Source organism: Candidatus Thioglobus autotrophicus (genome assembly GCF_001293165.1).
Classification (GTDB): Bacteria; Pseudomonadota; Gammaproteobacteria; order PS1; family Pseudothioglobaceae; genus Thioglobus_A; species Thioglobus_A autotrophicus.
This window is the reverse complement of the sequence record NZ_CP010552.1, coordinates 977,407-993,234: the sequence shown is the minus strand read 5'-3', so window position 1 is coordinate 993,234 and position 15,828 is coordinate 977,407. Positions and strand designations below refer to the sequence as shown.

The following is a 15,828-nucleotide window of genomic DNA, read 5'->3' as shown; positions in this document are numbered from 1 at the left end:
TTAATTATGAAAAAAAAATCAAAAAAAAGAGTGATATTCTCAGGAGAAGAGCATGAAAAAACAACTTTTTACGCGAATATCACTCAAAACTTACTTGCATTAGTAAAATTTCCGAAAAAATTTAACTATGTAAGAAGTGCATTAAATACAACCTTCTTGGGGAGAGGGTTTTTTTATATTTAACACTTAGCCAGTATACAAATATTGAGCGCTAATTCATATAGCGGTATTCCGCATACTTGCATACCCAGCCTATTAATAAGGGCCTAATCAGATTAAATACATGACAGGTAAAAAACAAAACACCCTAATTAATAAAGCTGCTATTTTTTATAAATAGCGTAACTAAGAACTACTTATGAAAGCTTAGAACGAATCAATGCTGAAACAGAACCCATGTCAGCTTTACCCTCTAACTGATTTTTTAACAATCCCATAAGCTTACCCATATCTTGCATCGAAGAGGCACCAGAATCAGCAATAGCCTTATCAACTGCACTAGATATTTCGGCCTCAGAGAGTTGTGCAGGCCTATAGTTATTGATAATAACCAGTTCAGCTTCTTCCACGTCAACTAAATCATCACGACCTGCTGCTTTAAATTGGGCAATAGAGTCATTACGCTGCTTAACCATCTTCTGGATTACCACTAGCACTTGAGTGTCATCAAGCTCAATGCGCTCATCAACCTCTCTTTGTTTAATGGCACCCAAAATCATACGCACTGCTTTAACAGCTGGCTTATCTTTGGCTTTCATGGCCAACTTCATATCATTTGTAATACGGGCTTTTAATTCTGACATAATTTTATTATTTAGTTGAAAAAAATGCCGATACAAAGATCGGCATTTGAAAAATTTTTAACACTCAAAATAGTGTTAAATTTCTCTTAATACATTCTCTTTCTATGAACGCGGTTTTTAGCCATCTCTTTATGAGTACGCTTAACGGCAGCAGCTTTCATGCGTTTGTTAACCCATGTTTGCTTTTCAAAGAATTCTTTTTTACGCACATCAGTAATCACACCCGCTCTGTCGCATGAACGACGAAAACGTCTAAGGGCAATATCAAATGGTTCGTTCTCTCTTACTTTAATTGAAGGCATGTTATTTTTTCCTTATGAATCTGTAGAATCAGCAGTACTGCTGTCAAAATCAACCAATTGAACAATTGCCATTGGTGCTTTATCGCCAGTACGGAAACCAGCTTTTAAAATACGGATGTAACCACCAGGGCGATCTTTATAGAAAGGACCTAACTGTGTGAATAACTTAGCAACCATAGCATCATCACGAAGTTTCGCAAAGGCATTACGACGATTAGCAACGCTGTCTGTCTTAGCTTTAGTGATTAATGGCTCAACAACACGACGAAGCTCTTTTGCTTTTGGCAAAGTTGTTCTGATGGTTTCATGGTCGAACAATGAGTTCGCCATGTTCTTAAACATCGCCTTACGGTGAGAAGAGTTACGATTTAGTTGTCTACCTGACTTTCTATGTCTCATGCTATTTCCTTATTCACTCATTAGATCAACTGGCGGCCAATTAGGAATATCTGTTCCTAAATCTAAACCTTTGTCAGTTAATACTTCTTTAATTTCGTTTAATGATTTACGACCTAAATTAGGCGTTCTCAATAAGTCTTGCTCAGACTTTTGGATTAAATCACCGATGTAGTAGATTTGCTCTGCCTTAAGACAGTTGGCACTACGCACTGTTAACTCTAGCTCGTCAACCGCCGCTAACAACTGAGGATCGAAATCCTGAGATGTTGGCAACGCTTCTTCTTCTTCCACTAATTCCAACTCAACAAATGATGAAAGTTGATCTTGAAGAATTGATGCAGCACGCTTAATAGCTGCTTCTGCATTAACAGATCCATTAGTTTCAATCACCATGTTAAGCTTGTCAAGATTAACTTTTTGCTCAACACGAGCTGCATCAACTGTAAAGCTAACACGCTTGATTGGTGAGAAACTTGCATCTAACTGAATGCCGCCAATAGAAGTTGCTTCATCAGAACGAGAAGCCGCTGTATCGTAACCAATACCTGTGCCAATCTTAAGCGTCATACGTATATGTCCACCTTCATTAACCGTTGCAATAACAAACTCAGGGTTATGCGCAGAAATATCGCTGCCATTCGCTTCGATATCAGCCACTGTAACTTCACAAGGGCCCTTCTTATCGATAACAACCTCAGCACTCTCAGCCGTGTTTAAGGCAACAGAAACTTCTTTTAGGTTAAGCAAAATGTCTAAAACATCTTCCTGAACACCTTCAATGGTAGAAAATTCATGCATAACACCATCAATAGCAACTTCTGTCACAGCAGAACCTGTCATAGATGATAGTAGCGTTCTTCTAAGGGCATTACCCAAAGTATGACCAAAACCTCTTTCTAATGGCTCAAGAATAACTTTGAACTCATTGGTAGCAGTCTGTGTAGACTCAACTAATTTTGGCTTTAAAAAATCTTTTGCATTACCTTGCATATTAAAATTCCTTACTTAGAATACAATTCAACAATCAAATGTTCCTGGATGTCTGAAGACAAATCATCACGAGCTGGAACATTTTTAAATAGGCCTTTTAGGGCTTTAGAATCAACATCGATCCAATCTGGTTGGTCACCTTGCTCTGCAAGCTCAACTGCCAACTGAATTCGACTTTGTTTCTTAGCCTTTTCACGAATCGAAATTTCGTCATTGGCACTAACCTGATATGAAGGAATATTAACAATAGAGCCATTAACCAAGATAGATTTGTGTGAAACCAGTTGTCTAGCTTCTGCACGTGTAGCACCAAAACCCATACGGTACACAACATTGTCAAGACGACACTCAAGTAAAGACAATAAGTTTTCACCCGTTGAGCCTTTCTTTTGTGAAGCCTTCTGGTAGTACAGACGGAACTGCTTTTCTAATACGCCATAAATACGTCTTACTTTTTGCTTTTCACGCAGCTGTAAACCATATTCTGTGCCTTTTTGACGACGTGCATTTGCACCGTGAACACCTGGTAATTGAGTTATTTTACATTTAGAATCTAATGATCTAATGCCGCTTTTTAGAAATAAGTCCGTGCCTTCGCGACGTGCTAATTTACAAGTTGGTCCAGTATATCTAGCCATAATTTATCCTTATACTCTACGTTTCTTAGAAGGACGACAACCGTTATGAGGGATTGGCGTTACATCTGTAATTGATTGAATCTTTAAACCTTGTGCATTTAAACCACGAATAGCAGAGTCTCTGCCAGGACCTGGACCTTTAACACGTACATCTAGGTTTTTCATGCCGAAAGCTAATGCTTTTTCACCACAATTACCTGCAGCAACCTGTGCAGCAAATGGTGTAGATTTTCTAGAACCTCTAAAACCAGAACCGCCTGATGTTGCCCAACAAACAGCATTACCATGACGATCAGTAATCATAACAATGGTGTTATTAAATGTTGCATGAATATGCGCAACACCATCAGTTATTACTTTTTTAGATTTCTTTTTAATTGGAGCCTTAGCCATAATATCTACCTATTATTATTTAATTAAACGACGAGGACCCTTACGAGTCCTAGCGTTAGTTTTGGTTTTTTGACCACGAAGCGGCAATCCCTTTCTATGACGAACACCACGGTAACAACCTAAGTCTTTTAAGCGTTTAATATCAAGTGCTACTTGACGACGAAGATCACCTTCAACCTCAAATTTAGCAACTTCAGCACGAATTAACTCAACCTGGTCTTCAGGAATCTCTGAAACCTTGGTTGCAGGGTCAATTTTAAGGGTTGCACAAATCTGTTTAGATCTTGTTTCACCGATGCCAAAAATTGACTGCAAGCCAATTACAATGTGTTTGTGTGTTGGAACGTTAATTCCCGCTATTCTAGCCATAGTTTTCCTTTATACCTTTACTTCTTAGTCTTAATTTTTACAAATATTTACATCTTTCAACACTTGCAAAATTCAAATTTGAAAAACGGGCAATTATACGTTGCACGCTTAACATTGTCAATTGAAATTAGCCTTGTCTTTGTTTATGACGAGGCTCTTTGCAAATCACACGCACGACGCCGTGACGCTTAATAATTTTACAATTATTACAAATTTTCTTAACTGATGCTCTTACTTTCATGATTACTACCTTTAGTTAATTTAAGCCGGACTTCTTCATTAATGACTCGTACTGATTAGACATTAAATGAGATTGGGCTTGCGCGATAAAATCCATCACCACTACGACGATGATCAATAAACTGGTACCGCCAAAGTAAAATGGCACGTTCCAATATAAAATTAAAAATTCTGGCAATAAACATACTGCTGTAATGTAGATTGCACCAGAGGCTGTTAGACGAGACATAACAGAGTCAATATAGTCAGCCGAATGCTTGCCAGGACGAATACCCGGAATAAAGCCACCAGATTTACGTAAATTGTCAGCCGTATCTTTAGAGTCAAATGTTAATGCAGTGTAGAAGAATGTAAAAAATACAATCGCTAAACCATAAAACATAACGTATAACGGCTGACCTGGAGAAATACTAGCCGTTAGGTCTGCTAACCAGCCCAAACCCTCGCTTTGTGAGAACCAGCCACCTAAGGTCGCTGGGAACAAAATAATACTAGAGGCAAAGATTGGTGGAATAACGCCTGCCATATTAATCTTAAGCGGCAAGTATGAACTTTGGCCACCAACCATTTTACGACCTTGCTGGCGCTTGGCGTAATTCACTGTAATACGGCGCTGACCTCGCTCCATAAAGACAACAAAAGCGGTGACTAATAAAGTCATGGCGAGTAATATAACAACCAAAATCACGGTTAACTCGCCCGTAGACACTAACGACAAAGTTGATCCAAATGCAGACGGTAGTCCAGAGACAATACCGGCAAAAATAATCATTGAGATGCCGTTTCCGATACCTTTTTCAGTAATTTGCTCACCAAGCCACATTAAAAATAATGTGCCTGTTGTTAGAGTGACAACGGTCACCATGCTAAATGTAAAGCCACCTTGAGTAACGAGTGCCACACCGCCTGCACTTTGAGACTGCAAAGCAATAGAAATACCATAAGATTGGAACACGGCCAAAACAACAGTGCCTAATCGTGTGTATTGAGTAATCTTACGCTTGCCTGTTTCACCTTCTTTCTTAAGCTGCTCTAACTTAGGAATGACCGATGTCATTAAGGTGACAATAATAGAGGCAGAAATATAAGGCATAATGCCTAAAGTGAAGATGGATAAACGCTCTAAAGCACCGCCTGAAAACATATTAAACATATCCAAGATCGTGCCTTGCTGATCTTGCACTAAAGACGCCAATGCGGCGCTTGAGATAAATGGAATGGTAATATGCGTGCCTAATCTAAAAACGATTAACGCACCCAATAAGAAAAGGATGCGCTTCGATAAGTCTTGAGAAAGGCCTAAAGGTTGGGACATAATTTACTCGTTGACAGAGCCTTTAGCAGCTTCAATCGCCGCCTTAGCGCCTTTTGTTGCCTTAATGCCTGTTAGTGTTACTGCGCGAGTAATCTCACCCGACAACATAACTTTAACACGCTTAATGTTTTTAGTGACCAAGTTGTGCTGCTTTAACACTTCAACTGTAATTTCTGACTCTTCTAACTTATCAATTTCAGATAGAGTTACTTGAGAAGTAATAATTGAAACTCTTGATGAGAAACCAACCTTCGGAAGGCGACGCTGTAATGGCATCTGACCACCTTCAAAACCAACTTTCGAAAAACCACCAGAACGTGACTTTTGACCTTTATGACCACGGCCACAAGTTTTACCCCAGCCACAACCAATACCACGGCCTACACGTTTTCTATCTTTCTTTTCACCTTCACTAGGTGCTAATGTATTTAAAAACATTTTTTTAATCCTCTACTTTTAATAAGTAAGCAATCTTGTTGATCATGCCTCTAACTTCTGGCGTATCTTGAAGAGTTACTGTGTGGTTAATTCTTTTTAAGCCTAAGCCAGATACCGTTGCACGGTGAGACGGTAAGCGACCATAAAAGCTCTTTAATAATGTTACTGTGACTGTCTTAGCGGCCATTATGCTTCTCCGTTAATTTGTTCAACCGTTTTGCCACGCTTAGCAGCAACCATTGACGGTGAAGACATTGAAGCCAAACCTTCAACTGTTGCACGCACAACACTAATTGGATTACGCGTACCGTTACACTTTGCCAAAATATCATGTACACCAACTGCTTCTAAAACACTACGCATTGGTCCACCAGCAATAACACCTGTACCTTCAGAAGCTGGCTGCATGTAAACTTTAGCAGCACCAACGTTAGAAGTAATTGGGTAATGAAGCGTACCATTTACTAAAGGAACAGTTTTCATCGCTTTCTTAGCTTTGTCCATTGCCTTTTGAATAGCGGCAGGCACTTCACGAGCTTTACCCGTACCGTAACCTACTTTACCTTTGCCATCACCAACCACAACCAGTGCTGAGAAACCAAAAATACGTCCACCTTTAACTACTTTTACAACACGACGAATATTGACCAATTTTTCAATGTATTCGTTGTCGTCGTTATTATTATTTTTCTTATATTCAGCCATTATTGTCGCCTTTTAATATTGTCTTAGTTTGAACCGTTGATTAGAAGTCTAATCCACCGTCTCTTGCTGCATCCGCTAATGCTTTAATACGGCCATGGTATTTGAATCCTGAACGGTCAAATGCCACTTTAGTTACTTTAGCTTTTTTAGCTGCTTTAGCAATTGCTGTACCAATTTGCGTTGCTGCATCAACATTACCACCATTTTTTACTTTGGCAGTAATTGAAGAAGCAGAGGCCAGTGTCTTTGTGCCACAGCTACTAATGATCTGCGCATAAATATGAGCAGAAGTTTTATGAACACATAGACGTTCAGTACCTCTATCAGCGTGCTGAGCTCTAAACTTAGTTGCTCTTCTTAAACGAGCTTGTTTTTTAGAAAGTTTCATTTTGAATACCTTATCAATTATTTCTTCTTAGCTTCTTTACGAACAACATGTTCATCAGTGTAACGAACACCTTTACCTTTGTATGGCTCAGGTGGACGGTAAGCTCTAATTTCTGCAGCCACTTGGCCAACTTTTTGCTTATCCATACCCTTAACAACAATCTCTGTTTGAGAAGGTGTTTCAACAGTAATACCTTCAGGCAGTGCATAAACAACTGGATGAGAAAAACCTAGTGTCAAATCAAGTGACTTACCCATTGCCTTGGCACGGTAACCAACGCCAATCAGCGACAACTTCTTTTCCCAACCTACTGAAACACCTTGGATCAAGTTAGCAGTATTTGCTCTTGCAGTACCTGCTTGAGCCCATGCTAACTTTTCAGCCTTTTTCTCAACTTTAGCAATGGTGAATGTAATTTCGTTATCGTTAATGGCAACAACAACCGCTGAATTAACATCCATGGTCATTTGGCCTAATTTTCCTTTAGCAGTTATAGTTGCACCTGATAGTGATACATCAATACCAGATTCAATTGTAATAGGTGCTTTTGCTACTCTAGACATTTGATATCTCCAATATTAGTAAACGCTGCACAAAACTTCACCACCCACATTTTGGGTAGTTGCAGATTGTCCAGTCATTACACCCTTAGGGGTAGAAACAATAACAATACCTAAGCCATTCATCACACTTGGCATCTCAGTACTTGCAGCATAAACTCTTAAACTTGGCTTAGAGATACGTTGTAATGTATCAATAACCGGCTTATTTTCAAAATATTTAAGTTTGATCGTCAATGTTTTAGCGGCTTTTTCACCGTCAACAGAAAAAGATTCAATGTAACCTTCTTGTTGCATAACACTTGCGATAGCAGATTTTAAATTTGATGCTGGGATACTAACTTCTTTCTTCTCAACCATTTGTGCGTTGCGAATGCGCGTTAACATATCAGCGATAGGATCAGACATACTCATATTATTTCTCCTTACCAGCTTGCTTTAGATAAACCCGGAACTTCACCATTCATAGTGCGCTCTCTAAGCTTAGTTCTAGCCAAACCAAACTTGCGGTAAAAACCATGTGGACGACCTGTCAAACCACAACGACTACGTTGGCGTGTTGGTGAGGCATCACGTGGAAGCGCCTGCAACTTAATAGTTGCCTGGAAGCGCTCTTCATCAGAAGAGTGCACGCTCTTAATAATTTTCTTTAACTCAAGACGTTTAGATTGAAACTTTTCAGCAATCTTAGAACGCTTGACGTCTCTATTTATCATAGACTTTTTAGCCATTTTCCTTATCCTTTAAATGGGAATTTAAACATTGCTAATAGTTTCTTAGCGTCATCATCAGAAGCAGCAGTTGTCGTGATTGCAATATCCATACCACGAGTTCTTGTTACTTTCTCAAAATCAATTTCAGCAAACGTAATTTGCTCAGTAATACCCATGTTGTAGTTACCACGGCCATCAAATGAAGTAGGTTTTAAACCACGAAAATCACGAATACGAGGGATAGCGATATTAACAAGACGGTCAAGAAATTCATACATTTTCTCTTTACGTAATGTTACTTTACAGCCAATCGCATTGCCTTCTCTAATTTTAAAACTAGCGACAGATTTGCGTGCATTACAGGTAAGTGCTTTTTGACCAGAAATTAGACCCATTTCCTCCAAAGCACTTTGTAAAACTTTTTTATCGCCCAATGCACTTCCAAGACCCATATTAATAGTAATCTTTTCAATTTTTGGCACTGCCATTGGGTTACTAATACCTAGCTCTTTTTGTAGCGCAGGCTTAATAACTTTTGTATATTCTTCTTGTAATCTAGACACGGTTTATTTCCTTAACTTGCTCAAACGATTGAATCGCCGTTTGATTTAAAAAATCTTTCCTTTTTGCCATCTTTATCAGTACGAATACCAACTCTGTCAGCTTTGTTTGTTTTTGGGTTTAAGACCGCAACATTTGAAACAGCCAAAGGCATTTCAGTATCAATAATGCCACCCGTTACACCAGCATTAGGGTTAGCTTTAACATGCTTCTTAGCAATGTTCATACCTTCCACAATAACCTTGTTATCTAAAACCTTAGTAATTGTGCCCGTAGAACCTTTGTCCTTACCAGCAATAATAATTACTTCATCGTTTAATTTAATTTTTTGCATTATAGAACCTCTGGAGCTAATGACACAATCTTCATAAATTGCTTGTTGCGCAATTCACGTGTTACAGGGCCAAAGATACGCGTACCAACTGGCTCTAATTTTGTATTCAAAAGAACAACCGCATTGTTATCAAAACGAATACGTGATCCGTCTGCACGACGAACGCCTTGTGCTGTACGCACAACAACCGCATCATACACATCACCTTTCTTAACTTTTCCACGCGGTGAAGCTTCTTTGATACTGACTTTAATAACATCGCCAATATTAGCGTAACGACGCTTAGAACCGCCTAAAACTTTAATACACATAGCCTTAACACCACCGCTATTATCGGCAACACTAAGTTTTGTTTGCATTTGAATCATGTCTTACTCTCTTTAAATTTTGATATTAATCAACTGAAACTGATTTTTCAACCACTTCCAATAACGCCCAACACTTAGTTTTAGAAAATGGCTTTGACTCTACCACTCTTACTGTGTCTCCCATTGAGCATTCATTCTTTTCATCATGAGCGTGAACCTTAGTGCTACGCTTGATGTATTTCTTGTAAATCGGGTGTCTAACCTTGCGTTCGATTTGAACAGCAATCGTCTTATCACGACCAGCACTTACAACCGTACCCGTTAGTACGCGTTCTACTTTATTATCACTCATGCTTGTTTCTCTTTAATAATAGTTTTAACTTGTGCAATTGATCTTTTAGTTTTACCTAATTTAGTTGCGTCATCTAATTGCGCACTGCGATGCTGCATACGCAACTCAAAGTGTTCTTTTAAAAGCGTCATCAACGTTTCATTTAGTGTTGAGATATCTTGATCTCTTAATGCTTTAATATCCATTACATTGCCGTCCTTTTAATAACCGTTGTCTTGACTGGTAATTTAGCAGCAGCTAATGCAAATGCTTCTCTTGCAACTGTTTCATCAACACCTTGCATTTCAAATAACATTTGGCCAGGCTTAATTTGCGCAACCCAATACTCGACACTACCTTTACCTTTACCCATTCTTACTTCTAGAGGCTTTTTAGTGATTGGCTTATCTGGGAAAACTCGAATCCAAATTTTTCCGGTACGCTTGACGTGACGAGTCATTGCACGACGTGCTGATTCGATTTGTCTAGCAGTCATGCGACATCTTCCTGTCGCTTGTAGACCGATTTCACCAAAACTAACCTTGTGGCCAGTTGCCAGGCCGCGATTACGGCCTTTCATCATTTTTCTAAATTTTGTACGTTTAGGTTGTAACATTTCTCAGTCCTTATTACTTCTTACCGATTTGATTTGTAGCACCACGACGAGCAACCTCATCTAATGTACCTTTTTTATGGTCAAGAATTTCACCTTTAAAGATCCAAACTTTGATACCGATTACACCATACTGCGTGTGTGCGCCGTATGAAGAATAATCCACGTCCGCTCTAAATGTGTGCAATGGCACACGACCTTCACGGTACCATTCAGAACGGGCAATTTCAGCACCATTCAAACGACCACTAACCATTACTTTAATACCTTGAGCACCTAAACGAGTCGCATTACCTAAAACACGTTTAACAGCACGACGATACATCACACGCTTTTCTAACTGTTGAGCAATATTCTCAGCAACTAAGCGCGCATCTAGCTCAGGTTTTTTAATTTCTTCAATATTAATATGAACAGGGATTCCCATCATTTTTGAAACAGTTGCTTTCAACTGTTCAATGTCGGCACCTTTCTTACCAATAACAATACCAGGGCGGGCAGTGTGAATTGTCACTTTAGCATTATTAGCTAAACGTTCAATTTGCACACGACTTACGGAAGCAGAGCTTAATTTCTCGAATAAGAAATCTCTAACTTCAATATCAGACAATAAGAATTTAGAATAATCTTGAGAATTGGCATACCATTTTGAATCCCAATCTTTAACGATACCTAATCTAATACCTTTTGGATTTACTTTTTGACCCATAACTTAACCTGCACTCACGCCAACAGTAATGTGGCTTGTTCTTTTTAAAATTCTGTTTGCACGACCTTTAGCTCTTGGACGAATTCTCTTCATCGTTGAACCTTCATCAATATAAACACTGCTTACTTTTAACTCGTCAATATCAAGTCCATCATTATGCTCAGCATTAGAAATAGCTGAATTTAATACTTTCTTAACTAATTTCGCCGCTCCCTTATTACTAAACGAGAGAATGTTTAATGCTTCCTCTACAGACTTTTGACGGATCTGATCCGCAACCAATCTCACTTTAAAAGATGAGCCTTTTGCGTATTTATGTACTGCTTTAACTTCTTTCATATCATTCACCTATGATTTACGGTCGCCAGAGTGGCCGTTAAAAGTTCTAGTTAAGGCAAATTCACCTAACTTATGACCAATCATTTCCTCTGTAATTGCTACAGGGACATGCGCTCTACCGTTATGAACTGCAATTGTTAAACCAATCATCTCAGGTACGATTACTGAGCGACGTGACCAAGTTTTAATTGGTTTTCTGTCATTGTTATCTTGAGCTGTTAACACTTTTTTAATTAAATGCTCGTCAACAAATGGTCCTTTTCTTAATGATCTAGCCATGATTAACCCTTATTTCTACGACGTACGATAAGCTTATCGGTACGTTTATTGCTACGTGTTTTATAACCTTTAGTTGGTGTGCCCCATGGAGAAACAGGATGGCGACCACCACTTGTTTTACCTTCACCACCACCATGTGGGTGATCTACTGGGTTCATTACAACACCACGAACAGTTGGTCTAACACCTCTCCAGCGAGTTGCGCCCGCTTTACCTAATTTTCTTAAACTGTGCTCTGATTTAGAAACTTCACCAATCGTTGCACGACATTCAGCTAATACTTTACGAACTTCACCAGAACGCAATCTTAGCGTTACATAGTTGCCTTCTTTAGCAATAAGCTGTGCTGATGTTCCTGCACTACGTGCAATTTGAGCACCTTTCATAGGTTGTAATTCAATACAATGAACAACACTACCTAAAGGAATGTTAGCCAAAGGCATAACGTTACCTTTTTGGATTGCAACTGTAGCACCTGAAACAACAGAATCACCAGCCTTTAAGCCTTTAGGGGCAATGATGTAGCGACGCTCGCCGTCTGCATATAATACTAATGCAATGTTTGCACTACGGTTAGGATCATATTCAAGACGTTCTACACGTGCTGTAATATCATCTTTATTACGTTTAAAGTCAATCATACGGTAACGACGCTTATGGCCACCACCTTTATGACGAGTAGTAATACGACCAGCGTTATTACGACCACTAATTCTATTTTTGCTTTCAGTTAGAGGTGCATAAGGTGCGCCTTTATGTAGATCTTTATCTACAATGCTAACTACAAATCTTCTACCTGGTGAGGTTGGTTTTCTTTTAATTACTTGTGCCATAATATTCTCTTAAGATGCGCTAACGTCAATCATTTGGCCTTCAGACACTTTTACCATTGCCTTCTTCCAATTAACACGACGACCAATCTTGCCTTTAAATACTTTCTTCTTACCCTTAACAACTGAAGTTGTAACATTTTCAACTGTTACGCCGAATAATAATTCAACAGCTGCCTTGATTTCTTTTTTGTTACTATCAACACGAACTTTAAAAGCGTATTGATTGCTGGCTGACAACATTGCTGTCTTCTCAGAAACAAGGGGAGATAGCAAGGTTTTTAATATTTTTTCTTGATTCATAACATTGCCTCAATATTCTTCAATGCAGCTTCAGTAACAACAACATTTTGATAACCAATTAAGCTAACTGGATCAATACTTTGCGTATCACATACACCAACATGGTACAGGTTACGAGAAGATAAGTATAAATTCTCATCTAACTCATCTGTCATTAATAATGCATCTTTAATATCTAGTGATTTAAGAAGTGCAGTAATGTTTTTAGTTTTTGCATCCTTAACATCAAACTCGTTAACTACTCTTAAACGATCAGTTCGAGCTAATTCTGAAAAGATAACTGAGATTGCACCTTTGTACATCTTCTTGTTAACTTTTTGAGCGTAACTACGAGGCTGTGCTGCAAATGTAACACCACCTGAGCGCCAAATTGGGCCACGAGATGTACCTGCACGAGCTCGGCCAGTACCTTTTTGATTCCAAGGCTTCTTACCACCACCGCTAACAGCAGCACGATTCTTCTGAGCTTTAGAGCCCTGACGACCGCCTGCCATATAAGCAGTAGTAACTTGATGAACCAATGACTGGTTGTAATCTCTTGCAAAAATAGTATCAGCTACTTCGGTCGTAGTTGACTTGTTTGTGCTTATGTTTAATACTTTTAATTTCATCTTAAAACCTTACGCTTCTGCAGACTCAGCGGCTGCATTGTCTTTGATATTCTTAGTTACTTCAACGTTAACTTTATCTTTCTTAGGTGACAATGAAACTTTAACAAAACCTTTAGTAGCGCCAGGAATTGATCCTTTAACTAAGATTACGCCTTTATCACTGTCAACTTTAACGACTTCTAAACACTCTTGAGTAACTTGCTCATCACCCATGTGACCAGCCATCTTTTTACCTTTAAATACACGACCAGGCTCTTGACACTGACCAGTAGAACCAATGGCTCTATGAGAGATCGAGTTACCGTGTGTTGCATCTTGCATTTGGAAATTATGACGCTTAACACCACCCTGAAAACCTTTACCTTTAGATTGGCCAGTGATATCAACATAATGTCCAGCACCAAAAATAGATAAATCAAAACTTGTTGCCTCTGCAATTTCGCTTGCATCTGCTCTAAATTCCCATAGACCTAAACCAATTTCTTGGGACGCTTTCGCGTAATGACCTTTGATTGCAGCAGGTACACGACGTACTTTAGCTTCACCTTTTTTGTTAACTTTTGCACCTGTTGTAACTTGAACAGCACTATAGCCATCAACTTCAAGTGTTCTTGTTTGAACAACACGATTAGGTTCAATTTTAATAACGCTAACCGGCGTGGCTGTGCCATCGTCGTTTATTAAGCGCGTCATACCTAATTTTTGTCCTACTAAACCAATTGCCATGATCTTATTCCTAATTTATTTATATCTGTCTAGTTAAGCTTGATTGCTACATCAACACCAGCAGCTAAATCTAACTTCATTAAAGCATCTACTGTTTTATCTGTCGGGCTAATCACATCCATTAATCTAATGTAAGTTCTTAACTCATATTGATCTCTCGCCTTTTTGTTAACGTGCGGAGATGTTAATACAGTAAAACGTTCCTTTTTAGTCGGAAGAGGGATTGGACCTCTTACACTAGCACCAGTACGCTTAGCAGTCTCTACAATCTCAAGCGCCGATTTGTCGATTAAACGATGATCGAATGCTTTTAATTTAATTCTAATATTTTGATTGCTCATGTGTTTTGTCCTATCTATTTGTAGTGTCTATCTTTACAAACGAAAAACCGAAGATTATACAATAAATCTTCGGCCTCTATTTAACTAATTAATCCGTAACCTTAGAAACAACACCCGCACCTACAGTACGACCACCTTCTCTAATTGCGAATCTTAAACCATCTTCCATAGCGATTGGTGAAAGAAGCTCTACTTGCATCTTTACGTTATCGCCTGGCATTACCATCTCTACGCCATCAGGTAGCTTACAAGCACCTGTTACGTCAGTTGTACGGAAGTAGAACTGTGGACGGTAGTTATCAAAGAATGGCGTATGACGGCCACCCTCATCTTTACTTAAAACATAAACTTCTGCTTCAAACTTAGAGTGCGGCTTAATTGAACCAGGCTTAGCTAGTACTTGACCACGTTCAACTTCTTCACGCTTAGTACCACGAAGTAGCACACCAACGTTATCGCCTGCTTCACCAGAATCTAATAACTTACGGAACATCTCAACACCCGTACACGTTGTTGTTTGTGTATCTTTAATACCAACGATTTCTAATTCATCACCAACGTTAACGATACCAGCTTCAATACGACCTGTTACAACCGTACCACGACCAGAGATTGAGAATACATCCTCAATTGGCATAATGAATGTCTTTTCAGTGTCACGTACAGGCTCAGGGATGTATGTGTCTAATGCTTCTACAAGCTTTAAGACTGAAGGTACACCAATGTCAGATGTATCGCCTTCTAAAGCTTTAAGAGCAGAGCCAAGAATAACTGGCGTGTCATCACCTGGGAAATCGTATTCATTTAAAAGTTCACGGATTTCCATTTCAACTAATTCGATTAACTCTTCATCGTCAACCATGTCAGCTTTGTTCATGTAAACAACGATGTAAGGTACACCTACTTGCTTAGATAAAAGAATGTGCTCACGCGTTTGAGCCATTGGGCCGTCTGTTGCAGCAATAACGATAATAGCGCCGTCCATTTGTGCAGCACCAGTAATCATGTTTTTAACGTAGTCGGCGTGTCCCGGGCAGTCAACGTGTGCGTAGTGACGAGTCTCTGACTCGTATTCTACGTGTGACGTTGAAATCGTGATACCACGCTCTCTTTCTTCAGGTGCTTTGTCAATATCAGCAAAGTCTGTTGCTTCACTACCGTTAGCCTCAGCCATTACTTTAGTAATTGCTGCAGTTAACGTAGTTTTACCATGGTCAACGTGACCGATTGTGCCCACGTTTACGTGTGGCTTGGTTCTTTCAAATTTTTCTTTTGACATTGTAAATACTC

Annotated in this window: 32 protein-coding genes; 1 reads left to right on the top strand and 31 read right to left on the bottom strand. The window is 39.1% G+C overall.

Features of this window, described 5'->3' with window-relative positions; all coding sequences use genetic code 11:
- Window positions 1–6 precede the first annotated feature (6 nt).
- A complete protein-coding gene (locus SP60_RS08395) occupies window positions 7–183 on the top strand; it encodes a hypothetical protein (protein WP_158403345.1) in 177 nt (58 codons plus the stop codon).
- 173 nt (window positions 184–356) lie between these two features.
- On the opposite strand, the gene SP60_RS05395 is transcribed toward SP60_RS08395, so the two are convergent.
- The 31 genes from SP60_RS05395 to tuf all read right to left on the bottom strand — a co-directional run bounded on the left by SP60_RS05395 (window position 357) and on the right by tuf (window position 15,817).
- On the bottom strand, window positions 357–803 hold the full coding sequence (locus tag SP60_RS05395; protein ID WP_053951650.1) for a GatB/YqeY domain-containing protein: 447 nt from the start codon (window positions 801–803) through the stop codon (window positions 357–359).
- A gap of 86 nt (window positions 804–889) precedes the next feature.
- Complete coding sequence (gene rpsU / locus SP60_RS05390) at window positions 890–1,105, bottom strand: 30S ribosomal protein S21 (protein WP_053951649.1); 216 nt, start codon at window positions 1,103–1,105, stop codon at window positions 890–892.
- A 12-nt stretch (window positions 1,106–1,117) separates the two neighbouring features.
- On the bottom strand, window positions 1,118–1,504 hold the full coding sequence (gene rplQ / locus SP60_RS05385) for a 50S ribosomal protein L17 (protein WP_053951648.1): 387 nt from the start codon (window positions 1,502–1,504) through the stop codon (window positions 1,118–1,120).
- Between the two features lie 9 nt (window positions 1,505–1,513).
- Entirely contained in the window at window positions 1,514–2,494 is a 981-nt protein-coding gene (locus SP60_RS05380) for a DNA-directed RNA polymerase subunit alpha (protein WP_053951647.1), read from the bottom strand.
- Between the two features lie 11 nt (window positions 2,495–2,505).
- Complete coding sequence (gene rpsD, locus SP60_RS05375; RefSeq protein ID WP_053951646.1) at window positions 2,506–3,132, bottom strand: 30S ribosomal protein S4; 627 nt, start codon at window positions 3,130–3,132, stop codon at window positions 2,506–2,508.
- 9 nt (window positions 3,133–3,141) lie between these two features.
- Entirely contained in the window at window positions 3,142–3,525 is a 384-nt protein-coding gene (gene rpsK / locus SP60_RS05370; RefSeq protein WP_053951645.1) for a 30S ribosomal protein S11, read from the bottom strand.
- A gap of 15 nt (window positions 3,526–3,540) precedes the next feature.
- Complete coding sequence (gene rpsM, locus SP60_RS05365) at window positions 3,541–3,894, bottom strand: 30S ribosomal protein S13 (protein WP_053951644.1); 354 nt, start codon at window positions 3,892–3,894, stop codon at window positions 3,541–3,543.
- Between the two features lie 127 nt (window positions 3,895–4,021).
- The gene (rpmJ, locus tag SP60_RS05360; RefSeq protein WP_010646235.1) at window positions 4,022–4,135 is read right to left on the bottom strand and encodes a 50S ribosomal protein L36; all 114 of its coding nucleotides are present in this window, start codon (window positions 4,133–4,135) and stop codon (window positions 4,022–4,024) included.
- A 15-nt stretch (window positions 4,136–4,150) separates the two neighbouring features.
- Window positions 4,151–5,449, bottom strand: a complete 1,299-nt coding sequence (secY, locus tag SP60_RS05355) for a preprotein translocase subunit SecY (protein WP_053951643.1) — start codon at window positions 5,447–5,449, stop codon at window positions 4,151–4,153.
- 3 nt (window positions 5,450–5,452) lie between these two features.
- Entirely contained in the window at window positions 5,453–5,887 is a 435-nt protein-coding gene (gene rplO, locus SP60_RS05350; RefSeq protein ID WP_053951642.1) for a 50S ribosomal protein L15, read from the bottom strand.
- A 4-nt stretch (window positions 5,888–5,891) separates the two neighbouring features.
- Window positions 5,892–6,074, bottom strand: coding sequence for a 50S ribosomal protein L30 (gene rpmD / locus SP60_RS05345; RefSeq protein WP_053951641.1), 183 nt, complete (start codon window positions 6,072–6,074; stop codon window positions 5,892–5,894).
- Complete coding sequence (rpsE, locus tag SP60_RS05340; RefSeq protein WP_053951640.1) at window positions 6,074–6,592, bottom strand: 30S ribosomal protein S5; 519 nt, start codon at window positions 6,590–6,592, stop codon at window positions 6,074–6,076. Before rpsE ends, rpmD begins: the two co-directional genes overlap by 1 nt.
- Before the next feature lie 40 nt (window positions 6,593–6,632).
- Window positions 6,633–6,980, bottom strand: a complete 348-nt coding sequence (gene rplR / locus SP60_RS05335; protein WP_053951639.1) for a 50S ribosomal protein L18 — start codon at window positions 6,978–6,980, stop codon at window positions 6,633–6,635.
- A gap of 17 nt (window positions 6,981–6,997) precedes the next feature.
- Window positions 6,998–7,543 (bottom strand): 50S ribosomal protein L6, encoded by a 546-nt coding sequence (gene rplF, locus SP60_RS05330; RefSeq protein ID WP_053951638.1) that lies wholly within the window; start codon window positions 7,541–7,543, stop codon window positions 6,998–7,000.
- A 15-nt stretch (window positions 7,544–7,558) separates the two neighbouring features.
- Window positions 7,559–7,954, bottom strand: coding sequence for a 30S ribosomal protein S8 (gene rpsH, locus SP60_RS05325; protein ID WP_053951637.1), 396 nt, complete (start codon window positions 7,952–7,954; stop codon window positions 7,559–7,561).
- A gap of 11 nt (window positions 7,955–7,965) precedes the next feature.
- Window positions 7,966–8,271, bottom strand: coding sequence for a 30S ribosomal protein S14 (gene rpsN / locus SP60_RS05320; protein ID WP_053951636.1), 306 nt, complete (start codon window positions 8,269–8,271; stop codon window positions 7,966–7,968).
- 5 nt (window positions 8,272–8,276) lie between these two features.
- The gene (rplE, locus tag SP60_RS05315; RefSeq protein ID WP_053951635.1) at window positions 8,277–8,816 is read right to left on the bottom strand and encodes a 50S ribosomal protein L5; all 540 of its coding nucleotides are present in this window, start codon (window positions 8,814–8,816) and stop codon (window positions 8,277–8,279) included.
- 20 nt (window positions 8,817–8,836) lie between these two features.
- Complete coding sequence (gene rplX, locus SP60_RS05310; RefSeq protein WP_053951634.1) at window positions 8,837–9,148, bottom strand: 50S ribosomal protein L24; 312 nt, start codon at window positions 9,146–9,148, stop codon at window positions 8,837–8,839.
- Entirely contained in the window at window positions 9,148–9,516 is a 369-nt protein-coding gene (gene rplN, locus SP60_RS05305; RefSeq protein ID WP_053951633.1) for a 50S ribosomal protein L14, read from the bottom strand. Before rplN ends, rplX begins: the two co-directional genes overlap by 1 nt.
- A gap of 25 nt (window positions 9,517–9,541) precedes the next feature.
- Entirely contained in the window at window positions 9,542–9,808 is a 267-nt protein-coding gene (rpsQ, locus tag SP60_RS05300; protein WP_053951632.1) for a 30S ribosomal protein S17, read from the bottom strand.
- Complete coding sequence (gene rpmC, locus SP60_RS05295) at window positions 9,805–9,993, bottom strand: 50S ribosomal protein L29 (protein ID WP_053951631.1); 189 nt, start codon at window positions 9,991–9,993, stop codon at window positions 9,805–9,807. The genes rpsQ and rpmC overlap by 4 nt, the downstream gene beginning before the upstream one ends.
- Window positions 9,993–10,403, bottom strand: coding sequence for a 50S ribosomal protein L16 (rplP, locus tag SP60_RS05290; protein ID WP_053951630.1), 411 nt, complete (start codon window positions 10,401–10,403; stop codon window positions 9,993–9,995). Before rplP ends, rpmC begins: the two co-directional genes overlap by 1 nt.
- Before the next feature lie 13 nt (window positions 10,404–10,416).
- Entirely contained in the window at window positions 10,417–11,109 is a 693-nt protein-coding gene (rpsC, locus tag SP60_RS05285) for a 30S ribosomal protein S3 (protein ID WP_053951629.1), read from the bottom strand.
- Between the two features lie 3 nt (window positions 11,110–11,112).
- A complete protein-coding gene (gene rplV, locus SP60_RS05280; RefSeq protein WP_053951628.1) occupies window positions 11,113–11,448 on the bottom strand; it encodes a 50S ribosomal protein L22 in 336 nt (111 codons plus the stop codon).
- 9 nt (window positions 11,449–11,457) lie between these two features.
- Window positions 11,458–11,727 carry a 30S ribosomal protein S19 gene (gene rpsS, locus SP60_RS05275; RefSeq protein WP_053951627.1) on the bottom strand — a complete coding sequence of 90 codons (270 nt, stop codon included), beginning with the start codon at window positions 11,725–11,727 and terminating at the stop codon, window positions 11,458–11,460.
- 2 nt (window positions 11,728–11,729) lie between these two features.
- Window positions 11,730–12,560, bottom strand: coding sequence for a 50S ribosomal protein L2 (gene rplB, locus SP60_RS05270; RefSeq protein ID WP_053951626.1), 831 nt, complete (start codon window positions 12,558–12,560; stop codon window positions 11,730–11,732).
- A 9-nt stretch (window positions 12,561–12,569) separates the two neighbouring features.
- On the bottom strand, window positions 12,570–12,860 hold the full coding sequence (rplW, locus tag SP60_RS05265; RefSeq protein WP_053951625.1) for a 50S ribosomal protein L23: 291 nt from the start codon (window positions 12,858–12,860) through the stop codon (window positions 12,570–12,572).
- Window positions 12,857–13,471 (bottom strand): 50S ribosomal protein L4, encoded by a 615-nt coding sequence (rplD, locus tag SP60_RS05260; RefSeq protein ID WP_053951624.1) that lies wholly within the window; start codon window positions 13,469–13,471, stop codon window positions 12,857–12,859. The genes rplW and rplD overlap by 4 nt, the downstream gene beginning before the upstream one ends.
- A 9-nt stretch (window positions 13,472–13,480) precedes the next feature.
- Entirely contained in the window at window positions 13,481–14,197 is a 717-nt protein-coding gene (rplC, locus tag SP60_RS05255) for a 50S ribosomal protein L3 (protein WP_053951623.1), read from the bottom strand.
- A gap of 29 nt (window positions 14,198–14,226) precedes the next feature.
- Window positions 14,227–14,538, bottom strand: coding sequence for a 30S ribosomal protein S10 (gene rpsJ / locus SP60_RS05250; protein ID WP_053951622.1), 312 nt, complete (start codon window positions 14,536–14,538; stop codon window positions 14,227–14,229).
- 88 nt (window positions 14,539–14,626) lie between these two features.
- Window positions 14,627–15,817: an elongation factor Tu gene (tuf, locus tag SP60_RS05245; RefSeq protein ID WP_053951621.1), complete on the bottom strand. Its 1,191-nt coding sequence runs from the start codon at window positions 15,815–15,817 to the stop codon at window positions 14,627–14,629.
- Window positions 15,818–15,828: the final 11 nt, after the last annotated feature.

Coding starts and splice junctions, on each gene's coding strand:
- SP60_RS08395 (WP_158403345.1), top strand. CDS start 7: ATGAAAAAAAAATCAAAAAAAAGAGTGATATTCTCAGGAGAAGAGCAT.
- SP60_RS05395 (WP_053951650.1), bottom strand. CDS start 803: ATGTCAGAATTAAAAGCCCGTATTACAAATGATATGAAGTTGGCCATG.
- rpsU (WP_053951649.1), bottom strand. CDS start 1,105: ATGCCTTCAATTAAAGTAAGAGAGAACGAACCATTTGATATTGCCCTT.
- rplQ (WP_053951648.1), bottom strand. CDS start 1,504: ATGAGACATAGAAAGTCAGGTAGACAACTAAATCGTAACTCTTCTCAC.
- SP60_RS05380 (WP_053951647.1), bottom strand. CDS start 2,494: ATGCAAGGTAATGCAAAAGATTTTTTAAAGCCAAAATTAGTTGAGTCT.
- rpsD (WP_053951646.1), bottom strand. CDS start 3,132: ATGGCTAGATATACTGGACCAACTTGTAAATTAGCACGTCGCGAAGGC.
- rpsK (WP_053951645.1), bottom strand. CDS start 3,525: ATGGCTAAGGCTCCAATTAAAAAGAAATCTAAAAAAGTAATAACTGAT.
- rpsM (WP_053951644.1), bottom strand. CDS start 3,894: ATGGCTAGAATAGCGGGAATTAACGTTCCAACACACAAACACATTGTA.
- rpmJ (WP_010646235.1), bottom strand. CDS start 4,135: ATGAAAGTAAGAGCATCAGTTAAGAAAATTTGTAATAATTGTAAAATT.
- secY (WP_053951643.1), bottom strand. CDS start 5,449: ATGTCCCAACCTTTAGGCCTTTCTCAAGACTTATCGAAGCGCATCCTT.
- rplO (WP_053951642.1), bottom strand. CDS start 5,887: ATGTTTTTAAATACATTAGCACCTAGTGAAGGTGAAAAGAAAGATAGA.
- rpmD (WP_053951641.1), bottom strand. CDS start 6,074: ATGGCCGCTAAGACAGTCACAGTAACATTATTAAAGAGCTTTTATGGT.
- rpsE (WP_053951640.1), bottom strand. CDS start 6,592: ATGGCTGAATATAAGAAAAATAATAATAACGACGACAACGAATACATT.
- rplR (WP_053951639.1), bottom strand. CDS start 6,980: ATGAAACTTTCTAAAAAACAAGCTCGTTTAAGAAGAGCAACTAAGTTT.
- rplF (WP_053951638.1), bottom strand. CDS start 7,543: ATGTCTAGAGTAGCAAAAGCACCTATTACAATTGAATCTGGTATTGAT.
- rpsH (WP_053951637.1), bottom strand. CDS start 7,954: ATGAGTATGTCTGATCCTATCGCTGATATGTTAACGCGCATTCGCAAC.
- rpsN (WP_053951636.1), bottom strand. CDS start 8,271: ATGGCTAAAAAGTCTATGATAAATAGAGACGTCAAGCGTTCTAAGATT.
- rplX (WP_053951634.1), bottom strand. CDS start 9,148: ATGCAAAAAATTAAATTAAACGATGAAGTAATTATTATTGCTGGTAAG.
- rplN (WP_053951633.1), bottom strand. CDS start 9,516: ATGATTCAAATGCAAACAAAACTTAGTGTTGCCGATAATAGCGGTGGT.
- rpsQ (WP_053951632.1), bottom strand. CDS start 9,808: ATGAGTGATAATAAAGTAGAACGCGTACTAACGGGTACGGTTGTAAGT.
- rpmC (WP_053951631.1), bottom strand. CDS start 9,993: ATGGATATTAAAGCATTAAGAGATCAAGATATCTCAACACTAAATGAA.
- rplP (WP_053951630.1), bottom strand. CDS start 10,403: ATGTTACAACCTAAACGTACAAAATTTAGAAAAATGATGAAAGGCCGT.
- rpsC (WP_053951629.1), bottom strand. CDS start 11,109: ATGGGTCAAAAAGTAAATCCAAAAGGTATTAGATTAGGTATCGTTAAA.
- rplV (WP_053951628.1), bottom strand. CDS start 11,448: ATGAAAGAAGTTAAAGCAGTACATAAATACGCAAAAGGCTCATCTTTT.
- rpsS (WP_053951627.1), bottom strand. CDS start 11,727: ATGGCTAGATCATTAAGAAAAGGACCATTTGTTGACGAGCATTTAATT.
- rplB (WP_053951626.1), bottom strand. CDS start 12,560: ATGGCACAAGTAATTAAAAGAAAACCAACCTCACCAGGTAGAAGATTT.
- rplW (WP_053951625.1), bottom strand. CDS start 12,860: ATGAATCAAGAAAAAATATTAAAAACCTTGCTATCTCCCCTTGTTTCT.
- rplD (WP_053951624.1), bottom strand. CDS start 13,471: ATGAAATTAAAAGTATTAAACATAAGCACAAACAAGTCAACTACGACC.
- rplC (WP_053951623.1), bottom strand. CDS start 14,197: ATGGCAATTGGTTTAGTAGGACAAAAATTAGGTATGACGCGCTTAATA.
- rpsJ (WP_053951622.1), bottom strand. CDS start 14,538: ATGAGCAATCAAAATATTAGAATTAAATTAAAAGCATTCGATCATCGT.
- tuf (WP_053951621.1), bottom strand. CDS start 15,817: ATGTCAAAAGAAAAATTTGAAAGAACCAAGCCACACGTAAACGTGGGC.